Here is a 23,146-nt window from a genome sequence, read left to right on the forward strand (position 1 = left end):
CGAGCGCGAGGAGGCCGAGGCCCGGGAGCGCGAGGAGGCGGAGGCGCGCGACCTGGCCGCCGCCGAGGCGCGCGAGCGTGAGGAGACGCGTCGGCGTGAGGAGGCGGAGGCCCGGGAGCGGGCCACCACCGAGGCCCTCGCGCAGCAGGCCCGCGAGCAGACCGAGGCCGCGGAGCGGGAGCGCACTGCCGCCGCCAAGGCCGGCCGCGTCGACGCGGACCGGGAACTGGCCGACAAGACCGAGGTCATCCCGCGTCAGGACGACAACACCGCCGTGATCCCGCGACAGGGAGACGGCCCGAGCGATGTGGAGTCAACTCAGGTGATCGACAGTGGACGTGGCCTCTACCAGTCCGGCAGTGTGGCGCCCTCCGGCAAGCTGGCCCCGATGAAGCCGACCAGCCCGGCCGAGCCGGCGACCTTCACCCCGGGCCGCTCCGCCGGCGACACCGACGCCGACGAGACCCAGGTCGTCCCGCGCCCGAACGCCGGCGACAAGGAGTGACCTGAACGCGGGGCGCGTCCGATTGCGGGACGCGCCCCGTTGTCATGTCCGGGCGGGCAGCCCCTCGGCCAGGGCGCAGACCGCGAGCATGCGGGTCAGGACCCAGTCGGCCGCGGTGAAGTCGACGTGGCCCTCGGGCATGCGCCAGCCGTGCTCGCGGGCGGCGTCGCGGATGCCCTCGACGTAGCCGGCCAGCGCGATTACGGACAGCGGGCGCAGGTCGGCGTCGAGGCTGTCGCGGACGGCGGCCGCGTGCTGGTCGATCGCGGCGAGGAGCGCCGGCGCGGTGGAGGCGGCGGCGAGGCCGAGCGCGCCGACCGAGGACATCAGCCCGGAAAGTGCGGAGCGTGCTCGCTGCGTCGCGGTGTGCTGATCGGCGGAGCCCTGGGACCCGAAAGTCATGTGGAGTGACGCTAGCCGCCCCCGCGGGCGCGCCGCCTCAGCCGGACGGCCGACATGAAGGGCGATTCACCCAAAATGTCGGGCTTTACGGCGTACTCCCGGATGATTGTTGGTATGTGTGGCGCCGTGGAGATCGACGACGTCACCACCCCGGACTACGCGGTGACGACCCGCGGCCGCGACGCCAGCAGGTACAGCACGACCAGCAGCACGGACAACACCAGCAGCACCGGTCCCAGCAGCCCGAACCCGGCCCGGTTCAGCAGCACGCCGACCAGCGCCGGCACCAGCGCCCCGCCCACGCCGGACGCCCCCACCTGGATCCCGATCGCCCGGTCCGCGTGCGCCGCGCCGACCCGGTCCGCGGTGGTGAGCGTGAGCAGCGGGAACACCGGCGCGGCGAAGAAGCCGAGCACCACCAGGCCCAGGGACGCGAGCCAGGCCGGACCGGGCAGCGCGATCAGCGCGGACCCGGCGGCCATCCCGAGCAGCGCGCCGAGCAGCACGCGCCGGCTGCTGATCCGCTCGGACACCCAGCCGAAGACGACCCGGCCGACGAAGAGCGCGCCCCAGTACGCGGACACGATCAGACCGGCGCTGCGCGGCGACATGTCCCGGCCCTGGGTGAGCACCGTGTACGCCCACAGCCCGGCCACCACCTCGATCGCCACATAGCAGACGAACGTGCCCACGCCCAGCCAGACCGCGGGCAGCCGCAGCGTGTGCCCGGCCCGCACCGGCTCGGGCTTGTCGATCACCGGCGCGTTCCGCCTCCACAGCCGCACGGTCAGCGCGAACGCGGTCGCGAGGCAGGCCTGGAAGATCGCCACGACGCCGTAGCCCCACCGCCAGGACAGGCCCGCCTCCAGCACAGTCGTCATGATCAACGGGCCGATCGCGACGCCGAGACCGAAGAACGCGTGCAGCCAGTTCATGTGGCGCGGGCCGAACGCGGCCGCGGCGTACGCGTTCAACCCCGAGTCGATCGCGCCGGACCCGAGCGACAGCACCAGCCCGCAGGCAACCGCCAGCGCCATCACCGGCGAGCTCAGGTAGCCGGTCAGCGCCAGCGACGCCAGCGCGGTACTGCCCGCCAGCAGCCAGCCGACGCCCAGCCGGCCGAGCATGAAACCGGTGGCCACACTGGACGTGAAGTAGCCGATCATGCCGGCGACGGTCAGGAAGCCGAGCGCGTCCAGCGGCACGCCGAAGTCGCGTGCCATCGAGGGCCAGGCCACGCCGAGCAGACCGTCCGGCAGGCCGAGACTGATGAAACCGAAGTACGCGAGCACGAGGAGAGGCACGCCTCGATCTTGCCTGGTGCTCAGCGGCGGTCGAGCGTGAACCCCGATACGCCGGCGAACGCCCGAATGTCGTACCGGCCGGCCGCCGCGCCCCGGCCCTCCGGCCCGAACACGGTGCCGCCCGCGATCCCGGCGCGCGTCGTACCGCCCACCCGCGCGCTGCCGGCGCCGCCGGTCAGGCTCACCCGCACCGGCACGCCGCTCGGCGCCGGCACGCCGAACTCGCGCGCCGCCGCTCATGCGTACCGTGGCCAGGCCGTTGATCGTGGGCAGTGCCACCGTGATCCGGTCCGCCCCACCGCGCAGATCGAGGTCGCCGATCGGCGCCGCCGCAAGATCGATCAGCTGTTCGCGCGCGCCACCCATGATCCGCACGGACCAGCGCACGTCGTCGCCGAGAAGCACCTCGGCACCGGCCTGCCCGCTCAACGACGCGCTCACGATGCCGTCACTTTCCGTCACCACCGGATGGGCCCGGCGCCTCGCGCGGCGTGGAGATCCGATAGTCGCCGCCGTCCAGGTCCCGGCTCCGCACCACGACCGTCTCCGCGCCACTGACCAGCTCGAACACGCCTTCGGTGACGTCACCCAGGTCCCCGGTCACCACGTGGCCGGCCCGGGTCGGGTCACACCCCGCGCCGGCCGTCATCAGCGCCGTCGTCACTGTCCGCATACCACCCGGCTTACCCGCGGGGGCCAAGATCGACACAATGCCATATCGACCGGACGGACGTATAGAGATCAGCCGAAAAGGTGAGTGTGACCCGGCGATCAGCGGGCAGACTGTTTCGGATGCAGCGCGTCACCGGATTCCTGACCCCGCGCCAGCGGCGCATCGCCTGGATCGGCTTCGTCATCGCCGCCCTCCACGCCCCGGTCTCGGCCAGCCTCTCCACCGACGCCTCCTGGCTCTTCGCCGTGGTCGTCGCCATGCTCGTCGCCGTCGTGATCATCGCCGACGACACCGAACGCCGCAGGCCCCAAGAACAAGAATAAAAAAAACCCCGCCACGGTACGGAAGGAACTCCCCCTTCCCCTCCGGCGGCTCCGCCGGCCCGGTCCGCCGAACGTCCAGGTGGCCCACCCGCCGCCGGATCCCGCGGCCCCGTTCCACCCCCGGCCGCTCCGCCGCCTCTTCATCACCCGGCACGTTCCGCGCGACGGCCGCGGCCGGGCAGAGGCGGCGCACTCCGCGCACGACGCCTGCCGCCGTGCGGAGGCGGGTCATTCCTCGCGGCGAACGCGATCGGGCGACGTCAGCATGCTTCGCGCCATGCCCATCGCCGGACGGAGACGGCGCTCCTCGCGGCGAACGCGGCCGGGCGAAAGCGACACACCCCGCGCGATGCCCGCAGCCGGACACAGGCGGGGCGCACTCCACGCGACGGCCACGGCCGGAAACGGCACACTCCGCGCGCGATGCCCGCAGCCGGGCGGAGGCGGCACACTCCGCGTGCGATGCCCGCAGCCGGGCGGGAGGTCGCGGCGGCATCCCTGCAAGCCCGCGCGGCGGCATGGGCAGCAGCGGCTCATCGCGGGTATCCGCGCCGCCGACCAGCCGCAATCGATGGCTCGGGCGCTCCGCGCCCGAAATTTCGTGATATCGCGGGCAGCCCACGCGTGTGGATCATTGACTGTCGCAGAAACCAGGTTGGAGAGCTGCGCCAGACCTGGCTTTCGCGACAGTCAATGAACCTTTAGGCGGGGCTGTGTGGAACCGTGCGGGGATTCAAGGCGGCAGCCTTGTGCATGATCAGCCGTTCGACGTCGCGTGGGCGCGCGAGGCCGGCTGGATGTTCGGTCGGCTCCTCCGCGCCAGGAGCGTCCGTCGCAGAGCCGAGGCCCGTATCAGCCGTTCGACGTTGCGTCGGCATGCGAAGCCGGCTGGATGTTCGTCGACTCCTCCGCGCCAGGAGCATCTGTCGCAGAGCCGAGGCCCGTCACTACCGATGCGGTGTCGTCTGCGTCGGCGGCCGCCGGCGTGCCGGTCGCGCCTGACGCGGTCGATGCATCCGTCACGCCTGACGTGCCGGTCGAGACTGATGCACCCGTCACGCCCGGCAAGCCTGACGTCCCGGTCGTGGCCGACGCGCCTGACATGCCCGACGCGCCCGACATGCCCGACGCGCCTGATGCGCTGGTCGCGGCTGACGGGTTGGAGGCGGGCGTCGTGTCAGGCGTGCCGCCGGCGGACTGGGTTGCGGCCGGTGGCAGGACGACGCTGTCGCCCGAGTCCGAGGTGCTCAGCATGGCGACGGCCAGGTAGGCGACGGCCACGATCACCACCGCGGCGACGGCCACGATCAGCAGCGCCACCCAGGCATCGCTGCGCCGGAGAACCGCCTGCTTGGCGGAGATCTCCGCGGCGGCAGAACCTACGAAGCGCCGCGGCGGGCCGGTCACGCGTGCGGCGCCCACCGCGCGGTCCTCATCCGTGATCACGGGGTAGGCGCCGGAGGCCCTGTTCAGCGCGGCGTAGGCGGCCGCGTTCCCGTTGAGCGACAGGTAGGCGCCGGTACCGCCGGTCAGCGCGGAGTTGATCACGGGATAGCCGCCGGTAGGCGCCTTGAGCACCGGAAACTCCCCGGTCGGCCGCTGCACCACCGGGTAGGAGCCGGTCGCGGTGGTCAGCACCGGATACGCGCCGGAAGCTACGGTCAGCGCGCCGCTGCCGGCCGGGCCGGTCTCCGGCTCGGCCGGCCCGTCGGCCTCCGGCCGGTCGCCGCCCGGTCCGGTCTCGGGCTGGACGGCCCGCAGCACGATCTCCCCCGTGGTCTCGGACTCGTCCTCCGGCACGAGAAGGACGATCTCCCCGGTCCGCTCCGACTCGTCCTCCTCGAGGGCGGGCTCGTCGTGCGCCACGATCACCGTGCCGACCGCTACCTCCGGATCCCCCGCATCGGCCTCGGCCTCTCCCGGCGCGTCGGCCCGCCCATCGCCATCTGCCTGCGCATCACTGCCGACCTGCACGTCGCCTTGGCTCGTGGGAGCCGCCGGGTTCAGACCGCCGGGCAACTCCGTCTCCGCGACGCCATCGGCGGGATCGACGGGCTCCGACTCTTCCGCGAGGTCATCGGCTGACGCGCCGGTCTCTTCCTGCGCGTCACTGCCGGCCTGCACGTCGCCTTGGCTCGTGGGAGCCGCCGGGCCCGGACCGCCGGGCGGCTCCGTCTCCGCGATCCCGTCGGTGGGATCGGCAGGCTCTGACTCTTCCGCGAGGTCATCGGCTGACGCGCCGCTCTCGGACTCCGCGACGCCGTCGGTCACGGCGGCCGGGCCGGACTTGGAATGGCCGGTTCCGCCGTCGTCCGGCGTGGTGACGGACTCGGCACTCGCGTCGGCTCCGGGCGCGGCGTCGGTGACGGAGGTCGCGGCGTCGGCCGGGCGGATTCCGGGCTTCGCCACGGGGTCTGTCCCGGGCTCCGCGGCGTCGCCGTCGTCGGAGGTCACGTCGGCTGCTTCAACGATCACCTCGGCGTCATCAGCAGCGGATCCCACGCGAGCCTCGTCGGCTTTCGTCTCGGACTCCGCGGCGCCGCCATCGTCAAGGGTGACGGCGGCTGCTTCAGCGGTCACCTCGGCGTCATCAGCCGCAGAGCCCACGCGAGCCTCGTCGGCCGCGGACTTCACGTCAGCGGCGCTCACGCTCACACCAGCGTCCTCGGCATCGGACTTCGCGTCAGTATCGTGCTCAGCTGCGGACCTCGCGCCAGCAGCCACAGACTTCGCCTCAGCGGCGGGCTTTGCGCCAGCAGCGTCCTCGACGGCGGCGCCCGCCACATCCGCCGGCTCGGGCGCAGCACCCACCTCCGCCCCCTCGGCCGCGGAGATCGCGCCGCCGGCGCTCGCGGCAGCATCGTCGGTCGCGGGCTCTGCCTCGGTGCCCGGGATCGGCGTGGCGGGATCGGTGGGATCGGTTGTGGTCTCGCGTGAGTTGTCTGGATCGTTGGCAAGCACCTCTGCGCCCCCTTCAGCGAACATTGCGCGTTGTCCGCCGCCGGTCCCCGGCGCCGTGCCTGTGACCGCGTGGCCGGCAGAATCTGCCGCCGCGGCCGGTGGTGCCACAGTCGTCCGCGCGACCGCTGTCTCGTATCGATCCGCCGGCTCCGCCGACGGCCTGTTCACTGACACTCCCTGCGGAGCAGATACTCCCTGCGGAGCCGACACGCCCCGAGGAGCCGGCACTGCCTGCGGAGCCGACAAGCCCCGAGGACCTGACGCTCCTTGAGGAGCCGACACGCCCTGAGAAACCGACGCACCCTGAGAAACCGACACACCCTGAGAAACCGGCCGTGCAGCCCGGAAGACCGGAAGCCGGCCCACCTCCGCCGCGCCGGCCCGCAATCCCGGCCCCGGAGCGGCCGCCCCGTCCACCTGCCCCGGCAGGATCGCCGTTGCTTTCCCGCCGTCCGCCGGCAACCGCACGTTCCCGCCGCCCGCCGATTCCACACCATGGGAAGCCGCCGTTGCCCCACCGGCTACGCCGAGTGATGCTCTACCGGTCGATTTACCGACATCGCCCGCCCTGGGCAACAGCGGCATTTCGCCCGCCGGCCCGTCCATGACAATCGGGCTACCGGCCGGCTCCATCATCGGCGGAGAAGGCAGCGTCGCATTACGATCCGCCACCCGATAAACGACGTCCCCGACCACGGACGCATCGAACTGCTGCAGCGCCGCGACGAATTCGAGCACACCACCGGGCCTGCGCGGCTCTGGGCGCGCGAGAACCCGGTCAGGCCCAAGATCGGTCACGGGCCGACTATAGGCACCGCATGCGACGTACCCACAAGCCTTAAGACGAACCTAAGACAGTGCCATTCGTAAACGCTCAGTCAGATGAATGACGCTCACCTTTGAGCCGCGCACAGAGTCACGATCAGTCACCCTGCGCTACCCACTCGTCCAAACAGACCGGGACCCGATCGCCCGATCGGATGACCCCGGATACGCTCATGGCATGGCAGGCGCAGTCGTCCGGACAGTCTCCGCCTCCCCTTCGGCGCACGTCGGGGGCCAGGCGGAGGAGACGCACGTGCCCCTGACGGCCGCGGATCTGCTGGCGAGCCACCCGTGGCAGGCCTCACCGCTCGGCCCGCCCGAGGCGTGGGACCCGGCGTTGCGCGCGACCGTGGACCTGATCGTCGGGTCGCCGGTCGCGATGTCGCTGGCGTTCGGCGACGCGTACACGCTGATCTACAACGACGCGTTCGCGGTGATCCTCGGGCGCGAGCACCCTGGTTCGTTCGGGCGTCCGGCCGCGGAGGTCTTCGGCGAGTCCTGGGCCATGCCCGGCGTCGGCGACGTGATCGACCACGTCTACCGGACCGGTGAGCCGTTCCGCGAGGCGGAGACGTCGGTCGGGCTGGTGCTCCGGTCCACCGCGGGCGAGCCGGACCAGGCCGTGTTCACCCGCGGCTGCTCCGCGGTGAAGAGCAGTGACGGCCGGACGATCGGCGTGCTCACGGTCGCGACCGAGACGACCGAGGCCACCAGCCGGCTGCAGAGCCTCAGCGAGCTGACCGGCGCGCTGGCCAGCGCGCTCACGCTGGACGACGTGGCCCGGGTCGCGTTGCGGTACGGGTTGAGCGCGTTCGACGTGGACCACGTGACGATCGGCGTGGACGACGCGAGCGCGTGGCGCGTGGTCCGCCGGGTGCGCGGCGAACTGCTGGACGAGGCGGACGAGCGCCTGCCCCCGCTCTGGCGCCGGCTGCCGCTCGACTCTCCCAGCCCGCTGGCGCAGGCGGCCGTGTCCGGTCAGGCCGCGTTCACCGAGGACGGCCAGCCACTGCGCGACGTCGCGGCGGACCGGCACGACCAGCGGCAGCGGGCCATGGCGGCCATTCCGTTGCGTACCCACTCGTTGCGCGGAGCGCTGACCTTCGGCCGCCGGCATGCGCACCAGTGGCTGCCGGCCGAGCGCGCGCAGCTGGACGCGGCCGCGGAGCTGATCGGCCAGGCCGCCGAGCGCGCACGCCGCTTCGAGACCCAGCACGGCACCGCGCAGCTGCTGCAGCGCAGCATGCTCCCCGAACATCTGCCGAACCTGGACCGGTTCCGCGTCGCCGCCCGCTACGACCCGGGCATCGACGGCAGCGCGGCGGGCGGCGACTTCTATGACGCGTTCGTGCTGCCGGACGGCCGGCTCGCGATCGTGCTCGGCGACGTGGCCGGCCACGACATGCACGCGGCCGCGCTGATGGGTCAGGTCCGCGCCGCGCTCCGGGCGCTCGCGCTGGCCAATCCGGACCCGGTGGTGGTGCTGGACGGGCTGGACAAGCTGGTCGGCATGCTCGGCACCGGCACGCGGTCGCACGAGCTGTTCGTCACGGTCGCCTACGGCCTGCTCGACCAGCGCGACGGCCGGCTCACGCTGGCGTCCGCCGGGCATCCCGCGCCGCTGATCCGGCACGCCAGCGCGGAGGGCCAGCACGCGACCGTCGGCTACCTGGACGTGCCCACCGGCACGCCGCTCGGCCTGGGCGGCGCGCACCGCACGATGACGACCGCGCTGATGCCCGGCGACACGATCCTGCTGTTCAGCGACGGCGTGATCGAGCGCCGCCGCCGCGAGCTGGACGACGGCCTGTCCGCGCTGGCCAAGTCCGTCTCGGAGGCGACCAGCGGCGATCCCCGCAACCTGTGCGCGCTGGCCACGTCCGCGGTCGCCGGCGCCACCGAGGACGACGTGGCCGTGCTCGCCGTGGAGTACGCGGTCAGTCCCAGCCGCGCCGCGACCATGAACGTGCCGCCGGAGCCGACCATGCCCGGCCGCGTCCGCCACTGGATGACCGCGCAGCTCACCGCGTGGGACGTGCCCGAGGCCGTGATCGGCGCCGCCGTGCTCTGCACCAGCGAGCTGACGACGAACGCGCTGCTCCACGCCGGCACCGCCGCCCGCGTGCACATCGACCTCACGCCGGAGCGCCTGCTCGTCTCCGTCCAGGACAGCGGCACCCGCGGCACCGTCACCCGCGCGCACACGGACACGCTCAGCAGCCGCGGCCGCGGCCTCGGCCTGATCGAGGAGCTCAGCGACGCCTGGGGCACCGACCCGACGGTCCGTGGCTCCACCGTCTGGTTCGAGATCCTCATCTCCGAGGACCACCCCGAATAACACATTTTCCCGCTTACGCCGGGGTACAGCCCGCATGCTCCCGCGGGCTCGCTGTTCGCGTCACACGGTCAGAACCTCGTGCCCGTGAGCCGCTCCGAAATCTCCCAGATGCGGGCCGCGTCCTCGGGGCTGCGCAGCGGCGGGTACATGCGCTGTTCGGTGGGCGGTCCGCCGAGGTTGCCGGGGCCGCTGGGCGAGTAGAGCGCGCCGGGCTTGGCGGCCGGGTCGGTCGCGGCCATCAGGGCGGGCAGCTTCGCGGTCTCGACGGTGCCGAGCAGAATGCCGCGGGCGGACAGCGCCCGGATCATCCGGACCGCCGGCGTGTCCCCGGTGCGCCCGAGCTCGGGCCGGGCCGCCAGCAGGCTGGTGGGTGCCACGCCCGGGTGGGAGAGGTTGCTGGTGATGCCCCACCCGCCGGCGATGCTGCGCCGGTTCAGCTCCAGCCCGAACAGCCCGAACGCGATCTTGGACTGCCCGTAGGCGCGCATCACGTGGTACGAGCGCTCCCAGTTCAGGTCGTCCCAGTTGATCTCGCCGCTGCGGGCCGCGACGCTGACCTGCGACGTCACCCGGGCCCGCCCGGCCCGTAGCAGCGGCAGCAGGTGGCCGACCAGCGCGAAGTGGCCCAGGTGGTTGGTGCCGAACTGGATCTCGAACCCGTCCGCCGTGGTCAGGCGCTTCGGCGGCCGCATCACGCCGGCGTTGTTGATCAGGAGGTGGATCGGGCGGCCCTCCTCGCGCATCGTCTCGCCGAGCGCCGCGACCGAGGCCAGCGAGGACAGGTCCAGGCTGCGCAGCGAGATCTTCGCGGCCGGGTGCCGCTGCCGGATCTCCGCGATCGCGGCCTCGCCCTTCGCCCGGTTGCGGACCGGGACGACCACCTCGGCGCCGGCCGCGGCCAGCCGGGCGGCCATGCCCAGTCCCATCCCGTCGCTGGCGCCGGTGACCAGCGCGCGCCTGCCGGCGAGGCCGGGAATCGTGATGTCGATCTGCCTGCGTGTCATGTCCTCGATCCTCAGCGAGCGGCCCGGACCTATCCAGGACCTGCCGATCCGAGGCGAACCGGGCCGCCCGTCGGCATGGCGTGGAGTGAGAGCAGGGACAACGGGGGTACAAGGCTTCTCATGGGCGATAGGCGTGGGGTCTTGTTCGACGTGGACGGGACGTTGGTCGACACGACGTACCTGCACACGGTGTGCTGGTGGTCGGCGTTGCGGGAGTGCGGCCACGACGTGCCGATGGCGGTGATCCACCGGGCGGTCGGCATGGGTGCGGATCGGATTCCCGGCCATCTGCTGGGCGAGGACCGGGACGTACGCCAGGACGATGTGCTCCGCGAGGCGCACCGGGTGTGCTACTCCGGCTACCGCGATCAGCTGAGACCGCTGCCCGGCGCACGGGAGCTGCTCTACGCGTGCGCCGAGCGCGGCCTGGCCGTGGTGCTGGCGTCGTCCGCGGACGCGGAGGAGCTGGAGGCGCTGCGCAAGACGCTGGACGCGGACGAGGCGATCACCGCGGCCACGTCGGCGGCGGACGCGCACGCGAGCAAGCCGGCGCCGGACCTCCTGGAGGCCGCGCTGACCCAGTCCGGCGTCGACCCGGCGCGGGCCGTGTTCGTGGGCGACTCCGTGTGGGACGTGGCCGCCGCGATGCGCCTGGACATCCCGTGCACCGGCCTGACCTGCGGCGGGACCAGCAAGGGTGAGCTGGCCGGCGCCGGCGCGGTCGCGGTCTACGACGACCCGGCCGGACTGCTCGCCTCGCTGGAGGAATCTCCGCTCGGCCTGTTGCGGTAACCCGGATGGAGACCGCCGATATCGCGTTCGCACTGTTCGGGGCCGCCGCGCTGCTGGCCGGCGTGCTGCCGCGCCTGGTGGAGCGCCGCCCGTTCTCGATGCCGATAGCGTTCCTGGGCCTGGGCATGGTGGTGTTCGCGGTGCCGTCGCCGCTGCCGGACCTGGACCCGCTCGCACATCCGGAGCTGACCAAGCACCTGACCGAGGTCGGCGTGATCGTGGCGCTGATGGGTGCGGGCCTGAAGATCGACCGCCCGCTCGGCCGGCGGCGCTGGTCCGCGGCGTGGCGGCTGCTGGTGGTGGCGATGCCGCTCACGATCGCGGCCGTGGCGTTCCTGGGCTGGGCGTGGGCCGGTCTGGTGCCGGCCGCGGCGCTGCTGCTCGGCGCCGCGCTCGCGCCGACCGATCCGGTGCTGGCCGCGGAGGTGCAGGTCGGCGAGCCGACGGACGAGGAGGACTCGGAGGACGAGGTCCGGTTCTCGCTGACCGCGGAGGCCGGGCTGAACGACGGCCTGGCGTTCCCGTTCGTGGCGCTGGCGCTGGTCGCGTTGTCCGGCCTGACCTGGGCGTCCGTCGGCGAGTGGGCGCTGGTCGAGGTCGGCTGGCGGGTCTTCGCCGGGGTCGCGGGCGGCGCCGGGATCGGCTGGGTGCTGGGGAGGCTGTTCTTCCGGGCCCTGCCGGAGCGGGTACGCCCGGCCACGCACGCGGAGGGCCTGATGGCGCTGGCCGCGACGTTCCTGGCGTACGGCGCGGTGGAGCTGATCGGCGGCTACGGCTTTCTCGCCGTCTTCGTGGCCGCGCACACGATCCGGAACGCGGAGCACGGCCACGAGTACCACCAGGTGCTGCACGACTTCTCCGAGCAGGTGGAGCGGCTGCTGACCGTGCTGCTGTTGCTGCTGCTGGGTGGTGCCGTGGTCGACGGCCTGCTGGAGCCGCTGACCTGGGGCGCGGTGGCCGTGGGGCTGGCGCTGGTGTTCGTGATCCGTCCGCTGGCCGGTCGGTTGTCGCTGATCGGCGCGCCGGGCCGGCGGGCGGAGCACTGGGTGGTGGGCCTGTTCGGCATCCGCGGCGTGGGGACGTTCTACTACCTCGCGTATGCCATGGGCCACGCGGAGATCCCCGGCGCGTCGTCGCTCTGGGCAACCGCCGGTCTGGTCGTCATCATCTCCGTAGTGCTACACGGTGTAGCGGCCACACCGACGATGGCAAAGCTCGATCAAATGCACGAGCGCTCGCACGTGCAGCCGGAACGTGCAGGTGACGCGTGCGATCACGAAAGTACTCGATGCACCCTACACGTAACTCCAAGTGAGCCTTAAGGCGCTTTCTCGTGTGAGGTGACCGATTTCAGACCCAACTTCTGTAGCTCTGCGTGTAGGTAGCACGTAAGGTAGACATCAACCGGAGCCGTTGACACGACGACGTGACCACTGTGCGCAATCCGTCACTGTGGACATTGAGTGCCTCGGACCGACCGATGACTTCACAAGATTCATGCACAAAAGATTACGCAGAGTAACGCAAGAAGGAGGTTGGCGGTGCGAGTCAGAGGCTACCCAGAGGGCACCCCGTGCTGGGCGGAACTCATCGGAGAGGAACCCGCCGACGCTACAGCGTTCTACGGCGAGCTCTTCGGCTGGAAGACGGACGACCGCACGTTCCGCCTGCGCGACCTGGCCGCCGCCGGGCTGTCCGACGTGGACAGCACCCCCGGCGTGACCGGAAGCACGTGGGCGACGTACGTGGCGGTCGAGGACATCGAGGCCACGGCGGTTCTGGTGGCGGACGCGGGCGGCACCGTGCTCCGCCCCGCCCACGAGATGCCGAACGGCGGCCTGGGCGCGCTCTTCACCGACCCGGACGGCGCGGTCTTCGGCGCGTTCGAGAAGAAGAGCACGTTCGGCGGCGCGCAGATCAACGAGGAGCCCGGCGCGTCCTGCTGGTTCGAGCTCAGCTCGCCCAATCCAGAGACGATCTCCTCCTTCTACGGCAAGATCTTCCACTGGGCCGAGCAGAACATGGAGTACACGCCCGGCGTGCAGTACTCCGAGTTCGTCACCAGCAGCGCGCGCACCGTCGCGGGCATGCGCACCACCGAGGGCGCAGCCCGCTGGCTGACCTGCTTCGAGGCGGAGGACGTGGCCACGACCGCGGGCCGCTGCGTGGCGCTCGGCGGTTCCGTGGTGGCCGGCATGCGGGCGGCGACCATGGGCGCCTACGCGATCCTGGCGGACCCGTCCGGCGCCGAGTTCGGCGTCATCAGCTTCCTGCCGGAACTGCACGCCTGACCCCCACTCCACCATCAGTCCGCCCACCCCCGCGCTGCACCGCCGGGGCGGGCGGACTTTTCGCGTACCTCTGGCATTGATGCACTTTGATATGTACGGTCATGGGAGCGCTCCCGTCGATCTCGACTCCCACCGCCTTCGAGGAGCATCCATGCGCCCCAGATCCGTGCTGGCCGTGGTCGCGGTCACGGCAGCCGTCGCGGCCACGATCGCGCTGCAGACGTCGTCCGCGTCCGCCGCCGAATCGCCCTACTACGTCGACCCGGCCACCAACGCCGCGACATGGGCCGCCGCCAACCCGAACGACTCCCGCGCCGCCGTCATCCGCGACCGGATCGCGAGCGTGCCGCAGGGCCGCTGGTTCACGCAGAACAACCCCGGCACGGTCGCCGGCCAGGTCGACGCGTTCGTGGGCGCGGCCGCGGCCGCCGGGAAGATCCCGATCCTGGTCGTCTACAACATCCCGAACCGGGACTGCAGCGGCGCCAGCTCCGGCGGCCTGCCGAACCACACCGCCTACCGCGCGTGGGTGGACCAGGTCGCGGCCGGCCTGCGGGGCCGCGCCGCCGCGATCGTCCTGGAGCCGGACGTGCTGGCGCAGATGACCAGCTGCCAGACCGCGGCACAGCAGGCCGAGGTCTACGCGTCGATGGCGTACGCCGGGAAGGCCTTCAAGACCGCGTCCGCGCAGGCCAAGGTCTACTTCGACGCCGCGCACTCGGCCTGGCTGGCCCCCTCGGAGATGGCCGCCCGCCTGGTCCGCGCGGACATCGCCAACAGCGCCGACGGCATTTCCGTCAATGTCTCGAATTATCGGACAAATGCGGAGTCCATTCCGTACATCAAGTCCGTGATCGCGGCGACCGGCGACTCCTCGCTCAAGGGCGTCATCGACACCAGCCGCAACGGCAACGGCCCCGCGGGCAGCGAGTGGTGCGACCCGGCCGGCCGCGCGATCGGCATCCCGTCCACGAACGCGGTCGAGGACCCGATCCTGGACGCCTACCTGTGGGTCAAGCTGCCCGGCGAGGCGGACGGCTGCATCGCGTCCGCCGGCCAGTTCGTCCCCCAGCGCGCCTACGACCTGGCGATCGCGGCCGGCCCGGTGGTCACGCCGACCGGCTCCCCCACGCCGGGTCCCACCACGCCCGGCCCCAGCACCTGCACGATCACGTACACGCTCAACCAGTGGTCGACCGGCTTCACCACCGACCTGCGGATCACCAACAACGGCCCCGCGGTCAGCTCCTGGCGCGTGGCCTTCACGGTCGGCGGCTCGGTCACGCTCTCCAACGGCTGGAACGGCACCTGGACGCAGAGCGGCACCACGCTGACCGCGGCCAACGTGTCCTGGAACGGCGCGATCCCGTCCGGCGGCACGGTCAGCACCGGCTTCCAGGCGACCTACACCGGCACCAACCCCGCACCGGCCGCGTTCACGCTCAACGGCACGGCCTGCACGTCGTCCCCCGCGTAGAACCCGGTGTGGATACCGGGCGCCGGCCGGGAATCGCCCCTCGGCCGGCGCCCGACGAAAACCACGATCAAAAGCCGCATCCGGTACGCCCCGACAGCACCGGATCCGGCCACAGCACCCATCGCCGGGGCGGGGCGTCAGTCGCGGAGCACCGCGCCACTCAGTCGCGGAGCACCGCGCCACTCAGTCGCGGAGCGACGCGCCACTCAGTCGCGGAGCGACGCGCCACTCAGTCGCGGAGCGACGCGATCAACTCCGGCGTCAGCTCGGCCAGCGACTCCAGCACCCGGTCCGCCAGCGCCAGCGCGTCCTCCGCCGGCGGATATGCCGGCTGCGGGATCGCCACCACCGCCAGCCCGGCCGTCGACGCGCTGCGCAGCCCGTTCGACGAGTCCTCCACCGCCGCGCACACCGCCACCGGCAGTCCGAGCCGCCCGGCCGCGGTCTCGTACGCGTCCGGTGCCGGTTTCCCGCGCGGCACCTCCTCCGTCGAGACCGTGGCCTCGAACAGCGATGTGATCTCCGCCGCGGCCAGCACGTGGTCGATCAGCACCCGCGCGGACGAACTGGCCACCGCCAGCCGGTACTCCGCGCCGATCCGCCGCACCGCCTCCACCGCGCCCGGGATCAGCGGCAGCGCGGTCTCGTAGCGGGACGCCATCCGCCGCAGCACCTCGGCCGCTACCTCCTCCGGCGTACCGCCCACGCCCAGATCCTCGGCCAGGTAACGCGACCACTCGCCGGTGCTCATGCCCATCAGGCGCTGCTGCGCGTCCGGTGCCCAGGTGCCGCCGGACTCCGCGACCAGGCCGCGGCGCACCTCCTCCCACACCGGTTCGGTGTCGATCAGCACGCCGTCGAGGTCGAAAACCACCGCTTGGATCATCAATACAGACTGCCAGAGCGCGGACGCGAAGAAGGCTTGGCACACTAGGCGACGTGCATACGACCCTGGCGATCGACTGCGGTGGCGGTGGTATCAAGGCTTCGGTGCTGGACGAGTCCGGCACGATGCGGGCTCAACCGCTCCGCGTCCCCACCCCGTACCCCCTGCCGCCTGATCTTTTTGTGAAGACGCTGGTGGAGCTGAGCCACCAGCTCCCGCCCGCGGACCGGGTGACGGTGGGGATGCCCGGCATGATCCGGCACGGCGTGGTCGTCGCGACCCCGCACTACATCACCAGGGCCGGGCCGCGCACCCGCATCGACCCCGAGCTGGCCAGGGCCTGGGCGAACTTCGACGCCCGCTCCGCGCTCGGCGCCGCCTTCGACGCCCCCACGCTGGTCCTGAACGACGCCGAGGTGCACGGCGCCGGCGTCGTGGCCGGCACCGGTCTGGAACTGGTCCTCACGCTCGGCACCGGCCTCGGCTGCGCCCTCTTCGACGGCGGCCGCCTGGCCCCGCACCTGGAGTTCTCCCAGGCCCCCGTGCGCTGGGGCATGTCCTACGACACCTACATCGGCGAGCACGAGCGCCGCCGCCTGGGCGATTCGTTCTGGTCGCGGCGGGTCGCGCGCGTGGTCGAGGGCCTGCGCCCCGTCTTCCTGTGGGACCGCCTCTACATCGGCGGCGGCAACTCCCGCAGAATCATCCCCGAGCAGCTCCTGCGGATGGGCGACGACGTCGTCATCGTCCCGAACACCGCCGGCATCGTCGGCGGCGTCCGCGCCTGGTCCCTGCGAGTCCACTAAATCAAGATCATCCAGGGGTACGGCGAGCATGTACCATGCGCCGGTGGCTGCTCATGTGCTCTCCGTGAACCTCGCCGTACCCCGACGTGACGGTGCCATGCTCCGCAAGACCGGCATCGACAAACGCCCCACCGACGCCCCGGTCCAGGTCCGCGCCCCCGGCGACCGCGCCACCGGCCTCGGCAGCGGCGTCACCGGCGACGAGATCTTCGACCGCCGCCACCACGGCGGCGACGACCAGGCCGTCTACGCCTACGCCCGCGAGGACCTGGACCACTGGTCCGCCGAACTGTCCCGCGACCTCCCCCACGGCACCTTCGGCGAAAATCTCACCACCCGCGGCATCGACGTCACCGGCGCCCTGATCGGCGAACGCTGGCGCATCGGCCCCGACCTCCTCCTGGAGGTCTCCGTCCCCCGCATCCCCTGCGCCACCTTCGCCCGCTGGATGGACCTCCCCAGCTGGGTAAAGACCTTCACCCAGGCCGCCCTCCCCGGCGCCTACCTCCGCGTCCTCACCCCCGGCACCATCCGCGCCGGCGACGAGATCACCATCACCCACCGCCCCACCCACGACATCACCATCGCCCTGGCCTTCCGCGCCATGACCCTCGAACGCGCCCTCCTCCCCCGCCTGCTGGACGCCCCCGCACTTCCGGAGAAGACGCTCGCCGACGCCCGCGCGTACGCCTCCCGCACCCCCGCCTGACCCCGCCCTCCGCATCCCGAGAGAACCCTTCCAATATCCGGGATCCAAGATCGATGCATACGCCACCGCTGTTATTCCGGCCGAGTAGCAGCGGTGGCGTATGCAAGGATCTTGAGCCACCTCACCGCTCCGCCGAAGGCGGGGCTTTTGTTCTTTATGCGCAGGCCCCACAAAGGTGACCGCCCGAAACCCAGCCACGGATCAGAGTGCGGCGCAGCTGAAAGGTCTTGGATCCCGCCCCGGAGCCGGAGCGCTCCCGCCGGAGGCAAAACAGCAACCAGACCGCCCAACGCGACCGATAACATGAAATTTCGGGCGCGGCAGCGCTCGATGACCGCACCTTGGCCGCGTCCGGACAGAACCCGGAAAGCCGGAAACTGGCCGGAGATAGGCCCCCACCGCGAACCAACACCGAAGAATTGTCGCGCCCGCGAGGCGTCGCCCGGAGGTGCCAGGTACTCAGTGAACCCGCCCCGCCCTCAACCCCCCGAAGGAATCGTCGCCGGCCGGCCAGGCTGGCGCAGGGCGAGCGTCAGCGCAGCCGTGCACAGCCCGACCACCCCTGCCGCCGCCGTGACCAGCGCCGTATGCGGTTCCGCATGCAGCAGCACCGCCGCCGGCACCACTCCCGCCACCCCGCCGAACGCCTTCCCCGCATAGGCGATCCCATACGTCGGAATGAGCGCATCACCGCCGAAGAAGTCGCGCACCAGGGTGACCAGCAGCGAGTAGCCGGTACCGACCCCCGCCCCCGCCAGCGCGCCACACAGCACCGCCCCCGGCGTCGAACCGGCGTGCACGGCCGCAAGCAGCCCGAACTGGGCCACCCCGCCGAGCGCGAGCGCTACCCCGAGCGTGCGCCGACGGCCGAGCCGGTCCGAGAGCGTCCCGGTGAACGCACGCCCGAGCCCTGCCGCCGCGGCGAGCGCCGCGATCGGGAGCGCGGCTCCGTACCCACCGAGGTAGGCCAGGTCGAAGAGCGCCAGGCCCGACGTCAGCACCACCACCAGACAGATCGCCGGCAGCGCCGCGCTGCGGGCGGCCGCACCCGTCGTCCAGGACCGCACAGCCGGGATGTTCCGCGGAATGCTCGGATTCAGCACGCGATCGACCGCCCACCGGTGCGGGTCGAGCGCCGCCGGCCACCAGTGCCGCGGCGGTTTGCGCAGCAGCACGGCGGCCCCGGCCAGCACGCCAGGGACCACCACTGCCGCAACCGTGAACAGCACGGCCCGGTCGACGAACGCGATCAGCAGGGCGACCGGAACCGAGCCGAGCGCGAACGCGGCGCTGACCAGCCCGGTCCGGGCGGCGGTGCGTTCCGGGTACCACTCCGCCACCACCGCCACACAGGTGAGATAGGTCAGCCCGGCACCGAGTCCGCCCAGCACCCCGTACCCCATGACGAGGATCTGGATCTGTGATGCGAACGCGAGGGTGAGCAGTGCGAGCCCGCAGAGCACCGCGGCACTGAACAGCGGAAACGCGAGTGAGCTGGGCAGCCTGCGGTAGAGCCAGGCCGCGAGCGGCGCCGCACCGGCCTGGCAGGCGACCCAGACCGCGAGTGCCGGCAGCGCCCCGGTGTGCGGAAACGTGGTGTCGAGCGAGGACAGCGCGGCGGCGAAACCGTACTGCAGCACGCCGGCTGCGGCCATGGCCGCGCAGGCTGCGGCGAGCAGCACGGAACGAGGGCGGCCGAGCAGTTCCACGTCGGTTTCGCCGACGCGGTAGTGGCGGCCGTAGAGGTCTCGGATCTCGCGGGTGGTCATGGACCCTCCCGATGCAGAGGCGGCAGACTGCATACAGTATGCGGTACGCCGCCCGGATCAGGCCAGGACGTTGATGGGCTCGACCACGCCCACGCCCTCCGCGAAGTGCCGCAGCCGAATCGCGGTCGACTCGGTGAGCACCTCGCCGGAGCGGACCAGCGTCATGCCGGTCCGGGTCACCACGTCCTGGTTCATCATCATGCCGACGACCAGTTCCTTGCCCTTGACCTGGCGCGGGCGGCGCAGGTCGTCGGACATGTACGCCCGGACCGCCGCGTCCAGCATCGTGGCCGGGTAGCGCGGGTTCTTCGCCAGCTCCACCACGGCGCGACCGGGCGTCAGGCCGGACTCGACCGCCACCACGAACGCGGTCACGGTCTCGTAGATCTGCTTCGCGGCGCCGCCGGACTCCTCGGTCGCGGCCGGCGTCGGTGCCTGCGCCTCCGCGAGCGTGACCGGTTGGGACGCGACCCAGGCCGCGACGCGCTCCAGCCGGGGGATGCGGCCGATCAGCTCGCGGGACAGCGCCGGGTGCCCGCGGTACATGGCGAGCGCCTCCGGGTCGACGTCCTCGGTGTGCGTGCCGACCACGTTCGCGATCACCTCGGCCGGGACCGCCATCAGGCCGACCTGGCCGAGCATGGCCGCGATCCGCAGCTCCCAGGTGTCCTTCGGGTGCAGCACGGAGATGGCCGCGTCGGTGAGCGCCTTCACGGTCCCGGTGCGCGCGGCCGCGACCGGGTGGGCCGCGGCCATCAGCTCGGTGAGCACCTTCACGGCGCCGTCGAGCGTGCGTTCCAGCAGCTCACGCTCGCTCATGACCAGGCGATGCTGCTCCAGCGCGGCGTCCAGCGCGCGGGCCAGCTCGGCCGGCTCGCACGGCTTGGTGAGGAAGCGGAACAGGTTGCCGTCGTTGACCGCCCGGATCGCGTCGGCCAGGTCGGCCTGGCCGCTGAGGATGATCTGCACGGTGTCGGCCGAGACCGCGCGCAGACCGGCCAGGAACTCCGCGCCGCTCATGCCGGGCATGCGCATGTCGGAGACGACCACGGCGTACGGGCGGGCGGTGGTGCGGGCCTTGGCCAGGGCCTCCGCCCCGGAGTTCGCGGTGTCCAGCTCGTACCGGCCGTGCAGACTGCGGCGGAACGCTTCCAGGATGCGCTGCTCGTCATCGACCATGAGAATCCGCTGGTTCACCTTCTAACTATAAATCCGGATAAATCGGGTGAGTGGGAAACCGCTCAGGTCGCGCGGGCGGACGCCGATGGGCAGGTGTTGGCGTACTACGGCATGGGAAGAGCGACATGTCCGACTCCCGGCCCTCCTACGAGGACCTGCTGCGCACCGTCGACCAGCAGCGGGCCACGATCCGATCGCTGACCCGCACCGCGGAGGACCGCGAGGCCGACCGCACGCTGCTGACCGCGATCGAGCGCTCCGAGGCGCTGGCCCAGGAGCTCAGCACGGAGAAGGCGCTGCTGGACGGCGTGATCTCGTCGATCCCGCAGCTCACGTACTGGAAGGACTTCGCCGGCTGCTACCACGGGCACAACGCGGCGTTCCTGGCCATGCGCGGCATCCCGCACGGCGTCGACGTGCTCGGGCGTACCGAGGCGGAGCTGCCGGTCGCGGACGAGCTGTCCCGCGTGCTGCCCGAGGTCGAGGCGCAGGTCATCGCGACCGGCCGCCCGGTCGTCGACCAGCAGGTGACCATCGCGCCCGCGGACGGTCCGTCCCGCAGCCTGCTGCTCAGCGTGCTGCCCCAGCTCGGCGCCGCCGGCGAGATCGAGGGCCTGATCGGCGTCGGCGCGGACGTCACCCGGGTCAGCGAGCTGGAACGGCAGCTCAACCAGGCGAACCGGCTGGAGGCGATCGGGCAGCTCGCGGCCGGCATCGCGCACGAGATCAACACGCCGATCCAGTTCGTCTCGGACAACACGCGGTTCGTCGCGGAGTCGTTCGCCAGCATCCTCGCGCTGGTCAAACGCGTCAGCGACGTGTGCGAGGCGGACAACCCGGACCCGGCCGAGGCGATGGCCGGGCTGCGGGACGCGCTCGGCACCATCGACCTCGACTTCCTGATCGACGAGATCCCCGGCGCGGTCTCCGAGTCCCTCGAAGGGCTGGAGCGCGTCGCGCAGATCGTCCGCGCCATGAAGGACTTCTCCCACCCCGGGCAGGGCCGCCGCGACACCGACATCAACCGCGCGGTGGAGAGCACGGTACAGGTCGCCCGCAATGAGTGGAAATATCATGCCTTACTGCACCTTGATCTCCACCCCGACGTCGGCCAGGTCCCGTGTTACGAGGGTGAGCTCAAGCAGGTCGTGCTGAACCTCATCGTCAACGCGGCGCACGCGATCGAGTCCCGGCGCCAGCAGGCCTCGGACGCGCCGCTCGGAAAGATCCAGATCAGCACCCGGCGGTACGACGACCGCGTGGAGATCTCCGTGGCCGACGACGGCATCGGCATGTCCGACGCGGTCCAGGCCCGGATCTTCGACCCGTTCTTCACGACCAAGGGCGTCGGCAAGGGCACCGGCCAGGGCCTGAGCATGGTCTACAGCAGCGTCGTCCAGAAGCACGGCGGCGCGATCCGCGTCGAGTCCGCGCCGGACGAGGGCGCGCGGTTCATCATCGCGCTGCCGGTCGGTGTGGCGGTCCCGGCGTGAAGCCGAGGGTGCTGCTCGTGGACGACGACGCGAAGATCCTCTCCGGGCTCCGCCGCCAGCTGCACAGCCGGTACGAGGTGACGGTCGCGGACGGCGGCGAGCGCGGCCTGGCCACGATCACCGAGCAGGGGCCGTTCGCGGTGGTGATCAGTGACATGCGGATGCCGGGCATGGACGGCGCCACGTTCCTCTCCCGCGTCCGGACGTCCGCGCCGCTCACCACGCGTGTGCTGCTGACCGGCCAGACCGAGCCGTCCGCCGCGATCCGGGCCATCAACGACGGGCAGATCTTCCGGTTCCTCAACAAGCCCTGCCCGCCGGAGGTGCTGGACCGCTGCCTGCAGGAGGCGGTGGTCCGCTACCAGGCGGCCCGGGACGAGGAGTCCGCGCTGGCCGCGGTGCTGACCGACCGGCGCGTGCTCGACTCCGCGCTCGACCCGACCGTGCCGGCCGGCGACGCGCTGGCCGCCGAGCTGGTGGACGCGCTGCGCAACGGCGAGTTCCACCTGCGCTACCAGCCGATCGTGGACCTGGCCAGCGAGCGCGTGATCGGCGTCGAGGCGCTGGTCCGGTGGACGCCGGCGCACGCGGGGCTGGTGCCGGCCTCCCGGTTCATCCACGCGGCCGAGTCCAGCGGGCTGATCCGGCCGCTCGGGCGGTGGGTGATGTCCGCGGCCTGCCAGGAGGTCGCGTCCTGGCCCGCGCTGGCCGCGACCGAGTCGCTGCGCGTGCACATCAACCTGTCCGAGTCCCAGCTGCGCGACCCGCAGCTCGCCGACGACCTGCAGCAGGCGCTGACGCTGAGCGGCTTCGACGCGTCGCGGGTGACGCTGGAGATCGACCACGGGGCCGCGCTGTCCGAGAAGCTGCCGCAGGCCTCGCTCCGGCGGCTGTGCGACCGCGGGATGCGGCTGGCGCTGTGCGGGTTCACCGACGCGGCGCTGCTGCGGGACGCGGCGGAACGGCTGCCGCTGGCCGTGGCGAAGATCCGCCGGCACCTGACCGCGCTGCTGCCGACGGACGAGCAGCACAGCGGCGTGCTGTTCTCGCAGATCGTGGCCACCGCGCACGACCTGGGGATCCGCGCGGTGGCCGAGGGCATCGAGACGGACCAGCAGCGGGATCTCTGCCGGGAACGCGGATGCGACCTGGGGCAGGGATACCGGTACGGGAGCCCGGTCGAGGCCGGGGAACTGCTCTCCCTGCTGGTCGGCGCCTAAGGCCGGGCCGCGGAAACACAGGGCCGGAGGCCGCGGAAACACAGAGCCGGAGGCCGCCGAAACACAGAGCCGGATGGCCGTGGAAGGCCGGGCGCGGGCACGGCACAATGGCGGGGCGTCCGGCCCGCGGTTTGGGGGCGGGCCGGCCGCGCCCTTGTCATGATCGGCCCGTCTCTCATGTCCTTCTGA

19 protein-coding genes are annotated in these 23,146 nt (G+C 72.0%); 10 read left to right on the forward strand and 9 right to left on the reverse strand.

Annotated features, from left to right (window positions below):
* Positions 1–547 precede the first annotated feature (547 nt).
* The 4 genes from OP04_RS23235 to OP04_RS23245 all read right to left on the reverse strand — a co-directional run bounded on the left by OP04_RS23235 (position 548) and on the right by OP04_RS23245 (position 2,875).
* Positions 548–907, reverse strand: coding sequence for a DUF6401 family natural product biosynthesis protein (locus OP04_RS23235; RefSeq protein WP_033341869.1), 360 nt, complete (start codon positions 905–907; stop codon positions 548–550).
* A 155-nt stretch (positions 908–1,062) separates the two neighbouring features.
* Positions 1,063–2,211: an MFS transporter gene (locus OP04_RS23240; RefSeq protein WP_232323701.1), complete on the reverse strand. Its 1,149-nt coding sequence runs from the start codon at positions 2,209–2,211 to the stop codon at positions 1,063–1,065.
* A gap of 20 nt (positions 2,212–2,231) precedes the next feature.
* Positions 2,232–2,426: a hypothetical protein gene (locus OP04_RS55805; RefSeq protein ID WP_232323702.1), complete on the reverse strand. Its 195-nt coding sequence runs from the start codon at positions 2,424–2,426 to the stop codon at positions 2,232–2,234.
* 233 nt (positions 2,427–2,659) lie between these two features.
* Complete coding sequence (locus OP04_RS23245; RefSeq protein ID WP_198153944.1) at positions 2,660–2,875, reverse strand: hypothetical protein; 216 nt, start codon at positions 2,873–2,875, stop codon at positions 2,660–2,662.
* A 128-nt stretch (positions 2,876–3,003) separates the two neighbouring features.
* Here OP04_RS23245 and OP04_RS23250 point away from each other — a divergent pair, with 128 nt between their 5' ends.
* Positions 3,004–3,207, forward strand: coding sequence for a hypothetical protein (locus OP04_RS23250; protein ID WP_033341871.1), 204 nt, complete (start codon positions 3,004–3,006; stop codon positions 3,205–3,207).
* Positions 3,208–4,059: 852 nt separating this feature from the next.
* Here OP04_RS23250 and OP04_RS23255 read toward each other — a convergent pair.
* Positions 4,060–6,168 (reverse strand): hypothetical protein, encoded by a 2,109-nt coding sequence (locus tag OP04_RS23255; protein ID WP_157240210.1) that lies wholly within the window; start codon positions 6,166–6,168, stop codon positions 4,060–4,062.
* 1,003 nt (positions 6,169–7,171) lie between these two features.
* Between OP04_RS23255 and OP04_RS23265 the strand changes: the two genes are divergently transcribed.
* The gene (locus OP04_RS23265; RefSeq protein ID WP_033341873.1) at positions 7,172–9,331 is read left to right on the forward strand and encodes an ATP-binding SpoIIE family protein phosphatase; all 2,160 of its coding nucleotides are present in this window, start codon (positions 7,172–7,174) and stop codon (positions 9,329–9,331) included.
* 68 nt (positions 9,332–9,399) lie between these two features.
* Here the strand turns inward: OP04_RS23265 and OP04_RS23270 are convergent, their stop codons facing one another.
* The gene (locus tag OP04_RS23270) at positions 9,400–10,335 is read right to left on the reverse strand and encodes an SDR family oxidoreductase (protein WP_033341874.1); all 936 of its coding nucleotides are present in this window, start codon (positions 10,333–10,335) and stop codon (positions 9,400–9,402) included.
* A gap of 120 nt (positions 10,336–10,455) precedes the next feature.
* Between OP04_RS23270 and OP04_RS23275 the strand changes: the two genes are divergently transcribed.
* From OP04_RS23275 to OP04_RS23290, 4 genes are all read left to right on the forward strand, one after another.
* Entirely contained in the window at positions 10,456–11,127 is a 672-nt protein-coding gene (locus OP04_RS23275) for an HAD family hydrolase (protein ID WP_033341875.1), read from the forward strand.
* 5 nt (positions 11,128–11,132) lie between these two features.
* Positions 11,133–12,449, forward strand: coding sequence for a cation:proton antiporter (locus OP04_RS23280; protein WP_051798733.1), 1,317 nt, complete (start codon positions 11,133–11,135; stop codon positions 12,447–12,449).
* A gap of 219 nt (positions 12,450–12,668) precedes the next feature.
* Entirely contained in the window at positions 12,669–13,418 is a 750-nt protein-coding gene (locus tag OP04_RS23285) for a VOC family protein (RefSeq protein ID WP_033341876.1), read from the forward strand.
* A 151-nt stretch (positions 13,419–13,569) separates the two neighbouring features.
* Positions 13,570–14,895, forward strand: coding sequence for a glycoside hydrolase family 6 protein (locus tag OP04_RS23290; RefSeq protein ID WP_033341877.1), 1,326 nt, complete (start codon positions 13,570–13,572; stop codon positions 14,893–14,895).
* A 229-nt stretch (positions 14,896–15,124) separates the two neighbouring features.
* Here the strand turns inward: OP04_RS23290 and OP04_RS23295 are convergent, their stop codons facing one another.
* Positions 15,125–15,781: an HAD family hydrolase gene (locus OP04_RS23295; RefSeq protein ID WP_033341878.1), complete on the reverse strand. Its 657-nt coding sequence runs from the start codon at positions 15,779–15,781 to the stop codon at positions 15,125–15,127.
* Between the two features lie 53 nt (positions 15,782–15,834).
* Here OP04_RS23295 and OP04_RS23300 point away from each other — a divergent pair, with 53 nt between their 5' ends.
* Complete coding sequence (locus OP04_RS23300) at positions 15,835–16,587, forward strand: ROK family protein (RefSeq protein ID WP_033341879.1); 753 nt, start codon at positions 15,835–15,837, stop codon at positions 16,585–16,587.
* Between the two features lie 97 nt (positions 16,588–16,684).
* A complete protein-coding gene (locus tag OP04_RS23305; RefSeq protein WP_232323707.1) occupies positions 16,685–17,296 on the forward strand; it encodes an MOSC domain-containing protein in 612 nt (203 codons plus the stop codon).
* Positions 17,297–17,775: 479 nt separating this feature from the next.
* Here OP04_RS23305 and OP04_RS23310 read toward each other — a convergent pair whose 3' ends face one another.
* Positions 17,776–19,065, reverse strand: a complete 1,290-nt coding sequence (locus OP04_RS23310; RefSeq protein ID WP_033341881.1) for an MFS transporter — start codon at positions 19,063–19,065, stop codon at positions 17,776–17,778.
* Positions 19,066–19,122: 57 nt separating this feature from the next.
* Positions 19,123–20,262, reverse strand: coding sequence for a response regulator (locus tag OP04_RS50000; protein WP_157240212.1), 1,140 nt, complete (start codon positions 20,260–20,262; stop codon positions 19,123–19,125).
* 107 nt (positions 20,263–20,369) lie between these two features.
* Here OP04_RS50000 and OP04_RS50005 point away from each other — a divergent pair, with 107 nt between their 5' ends.
* Complete coding sequence (locus OP04_RS50005) at positions 20,370–21,737, forward strand: sensor histidine kinase (RefSeq protein ID WP_051798738.1); 1,368 nt, start codon at positions 20,370–20,372, stop codon at positions 21,735–21,737.
* Positions 21,734–22,957 (forward strand): EAL domain-containing response regulator, encoded by a 1,224-nt coding sequence (locus OP04_RS50010; protein ID WP_085066691.1) that lies wholly within the window; start codon positions 21,734–21,736, stop codon positions 22,955–22,957. The genes OP04_RS50005 and OP04_RS50010 overlap by 4 nt, the downstream gene beginning before the upstream one ends.
* Positions 22,958–23,146 lie beyond the last annotated feature (189 nt).

It is taken from the genome of Catenuloplanes japonicus, from assembly GCF_000717135.1.
GTDB lineage: Bacteria > Actinomycetota > Actinomycetes > Mycobacteriales > Micromonosporaceae > Catenuloplanes > Catenuloplanes japonicus.

Coding starts and splice junctions, on each gene's coding strand:
- OP04_RS23235 (WP_033341869.1), bottom strand. CDS start 907: ATGACTTTCGGGTCCCAGGGCTCCGCCGATCAGCACACCGCGACGCAG.
- OP04_RS23250 (WP_033341871.1), top strand. CDS start 3,004: ATGCAGCGCGTCACCGGATTCCTGACCCCGCGCCAGCGGCGCATCGCC.
- OP04_RS23265 (WP_033341873.1), top strand. CDS start 7,172: ATGGCAGGCGCAGTCGTCCGGACAGTCTCCGCCTCCCCTTCGGCGCAC.
- OP04_RS23270 (WP_033341874.1), bottom strand. CDS start 10,335: ATGACACGCAGGCAGATCGACATCACGATTCCCGGCCTCGCCGGCAGG.
- OP04_RS23275 (WP_033341875.1), top strand. CDS start 10,456: ATGGGCGATAGGCGTGGGGTCTTGTTCGACGTGGACGGGACGTTGGTC.
- OP04_RS23280 (WP_051798733.1), top strand. CDS start 11,133: ATGGAGACCGCCGATATCGCGTTCGCACTGTTCGGGGCCGCCGCGCTG.
- OP04_RS23290 (WP_033341877.1), top strand. CDS start 13,570: ATGCGCCCCAGATCCGTGCTGGCCGTGGTCGCGGTCACGGCAGCCGTC.
- OP04_RS23295 (WP_033341878.1), bottom strand. CDS start 15,781: ATGATCCAAGCGGTGGTTTTCGACCTCGACGGCGTGCTGATCGACACC.
- OP04_RS23305 (WP_232323707.1), top strand. CDS start 16,685: ATGCTCCGCAAGACCGGCATCGACAAACGCCCCACCGACGCCCCGGTC.
- OP04_RS23310 (WP_033341881.1), bottom strand. CDS start 19,065: ATGACCACCCGCGAGATCCGAGACCTCTACGGCCGCCACTACCGCGTC.
- OP04_RS50005 (WP_051798738.1), top strand. CDS start 20,370: ATGTCCGACTCCCGGCCCTCCTACGAGGACCTGCTGCGCACCGTCGAC.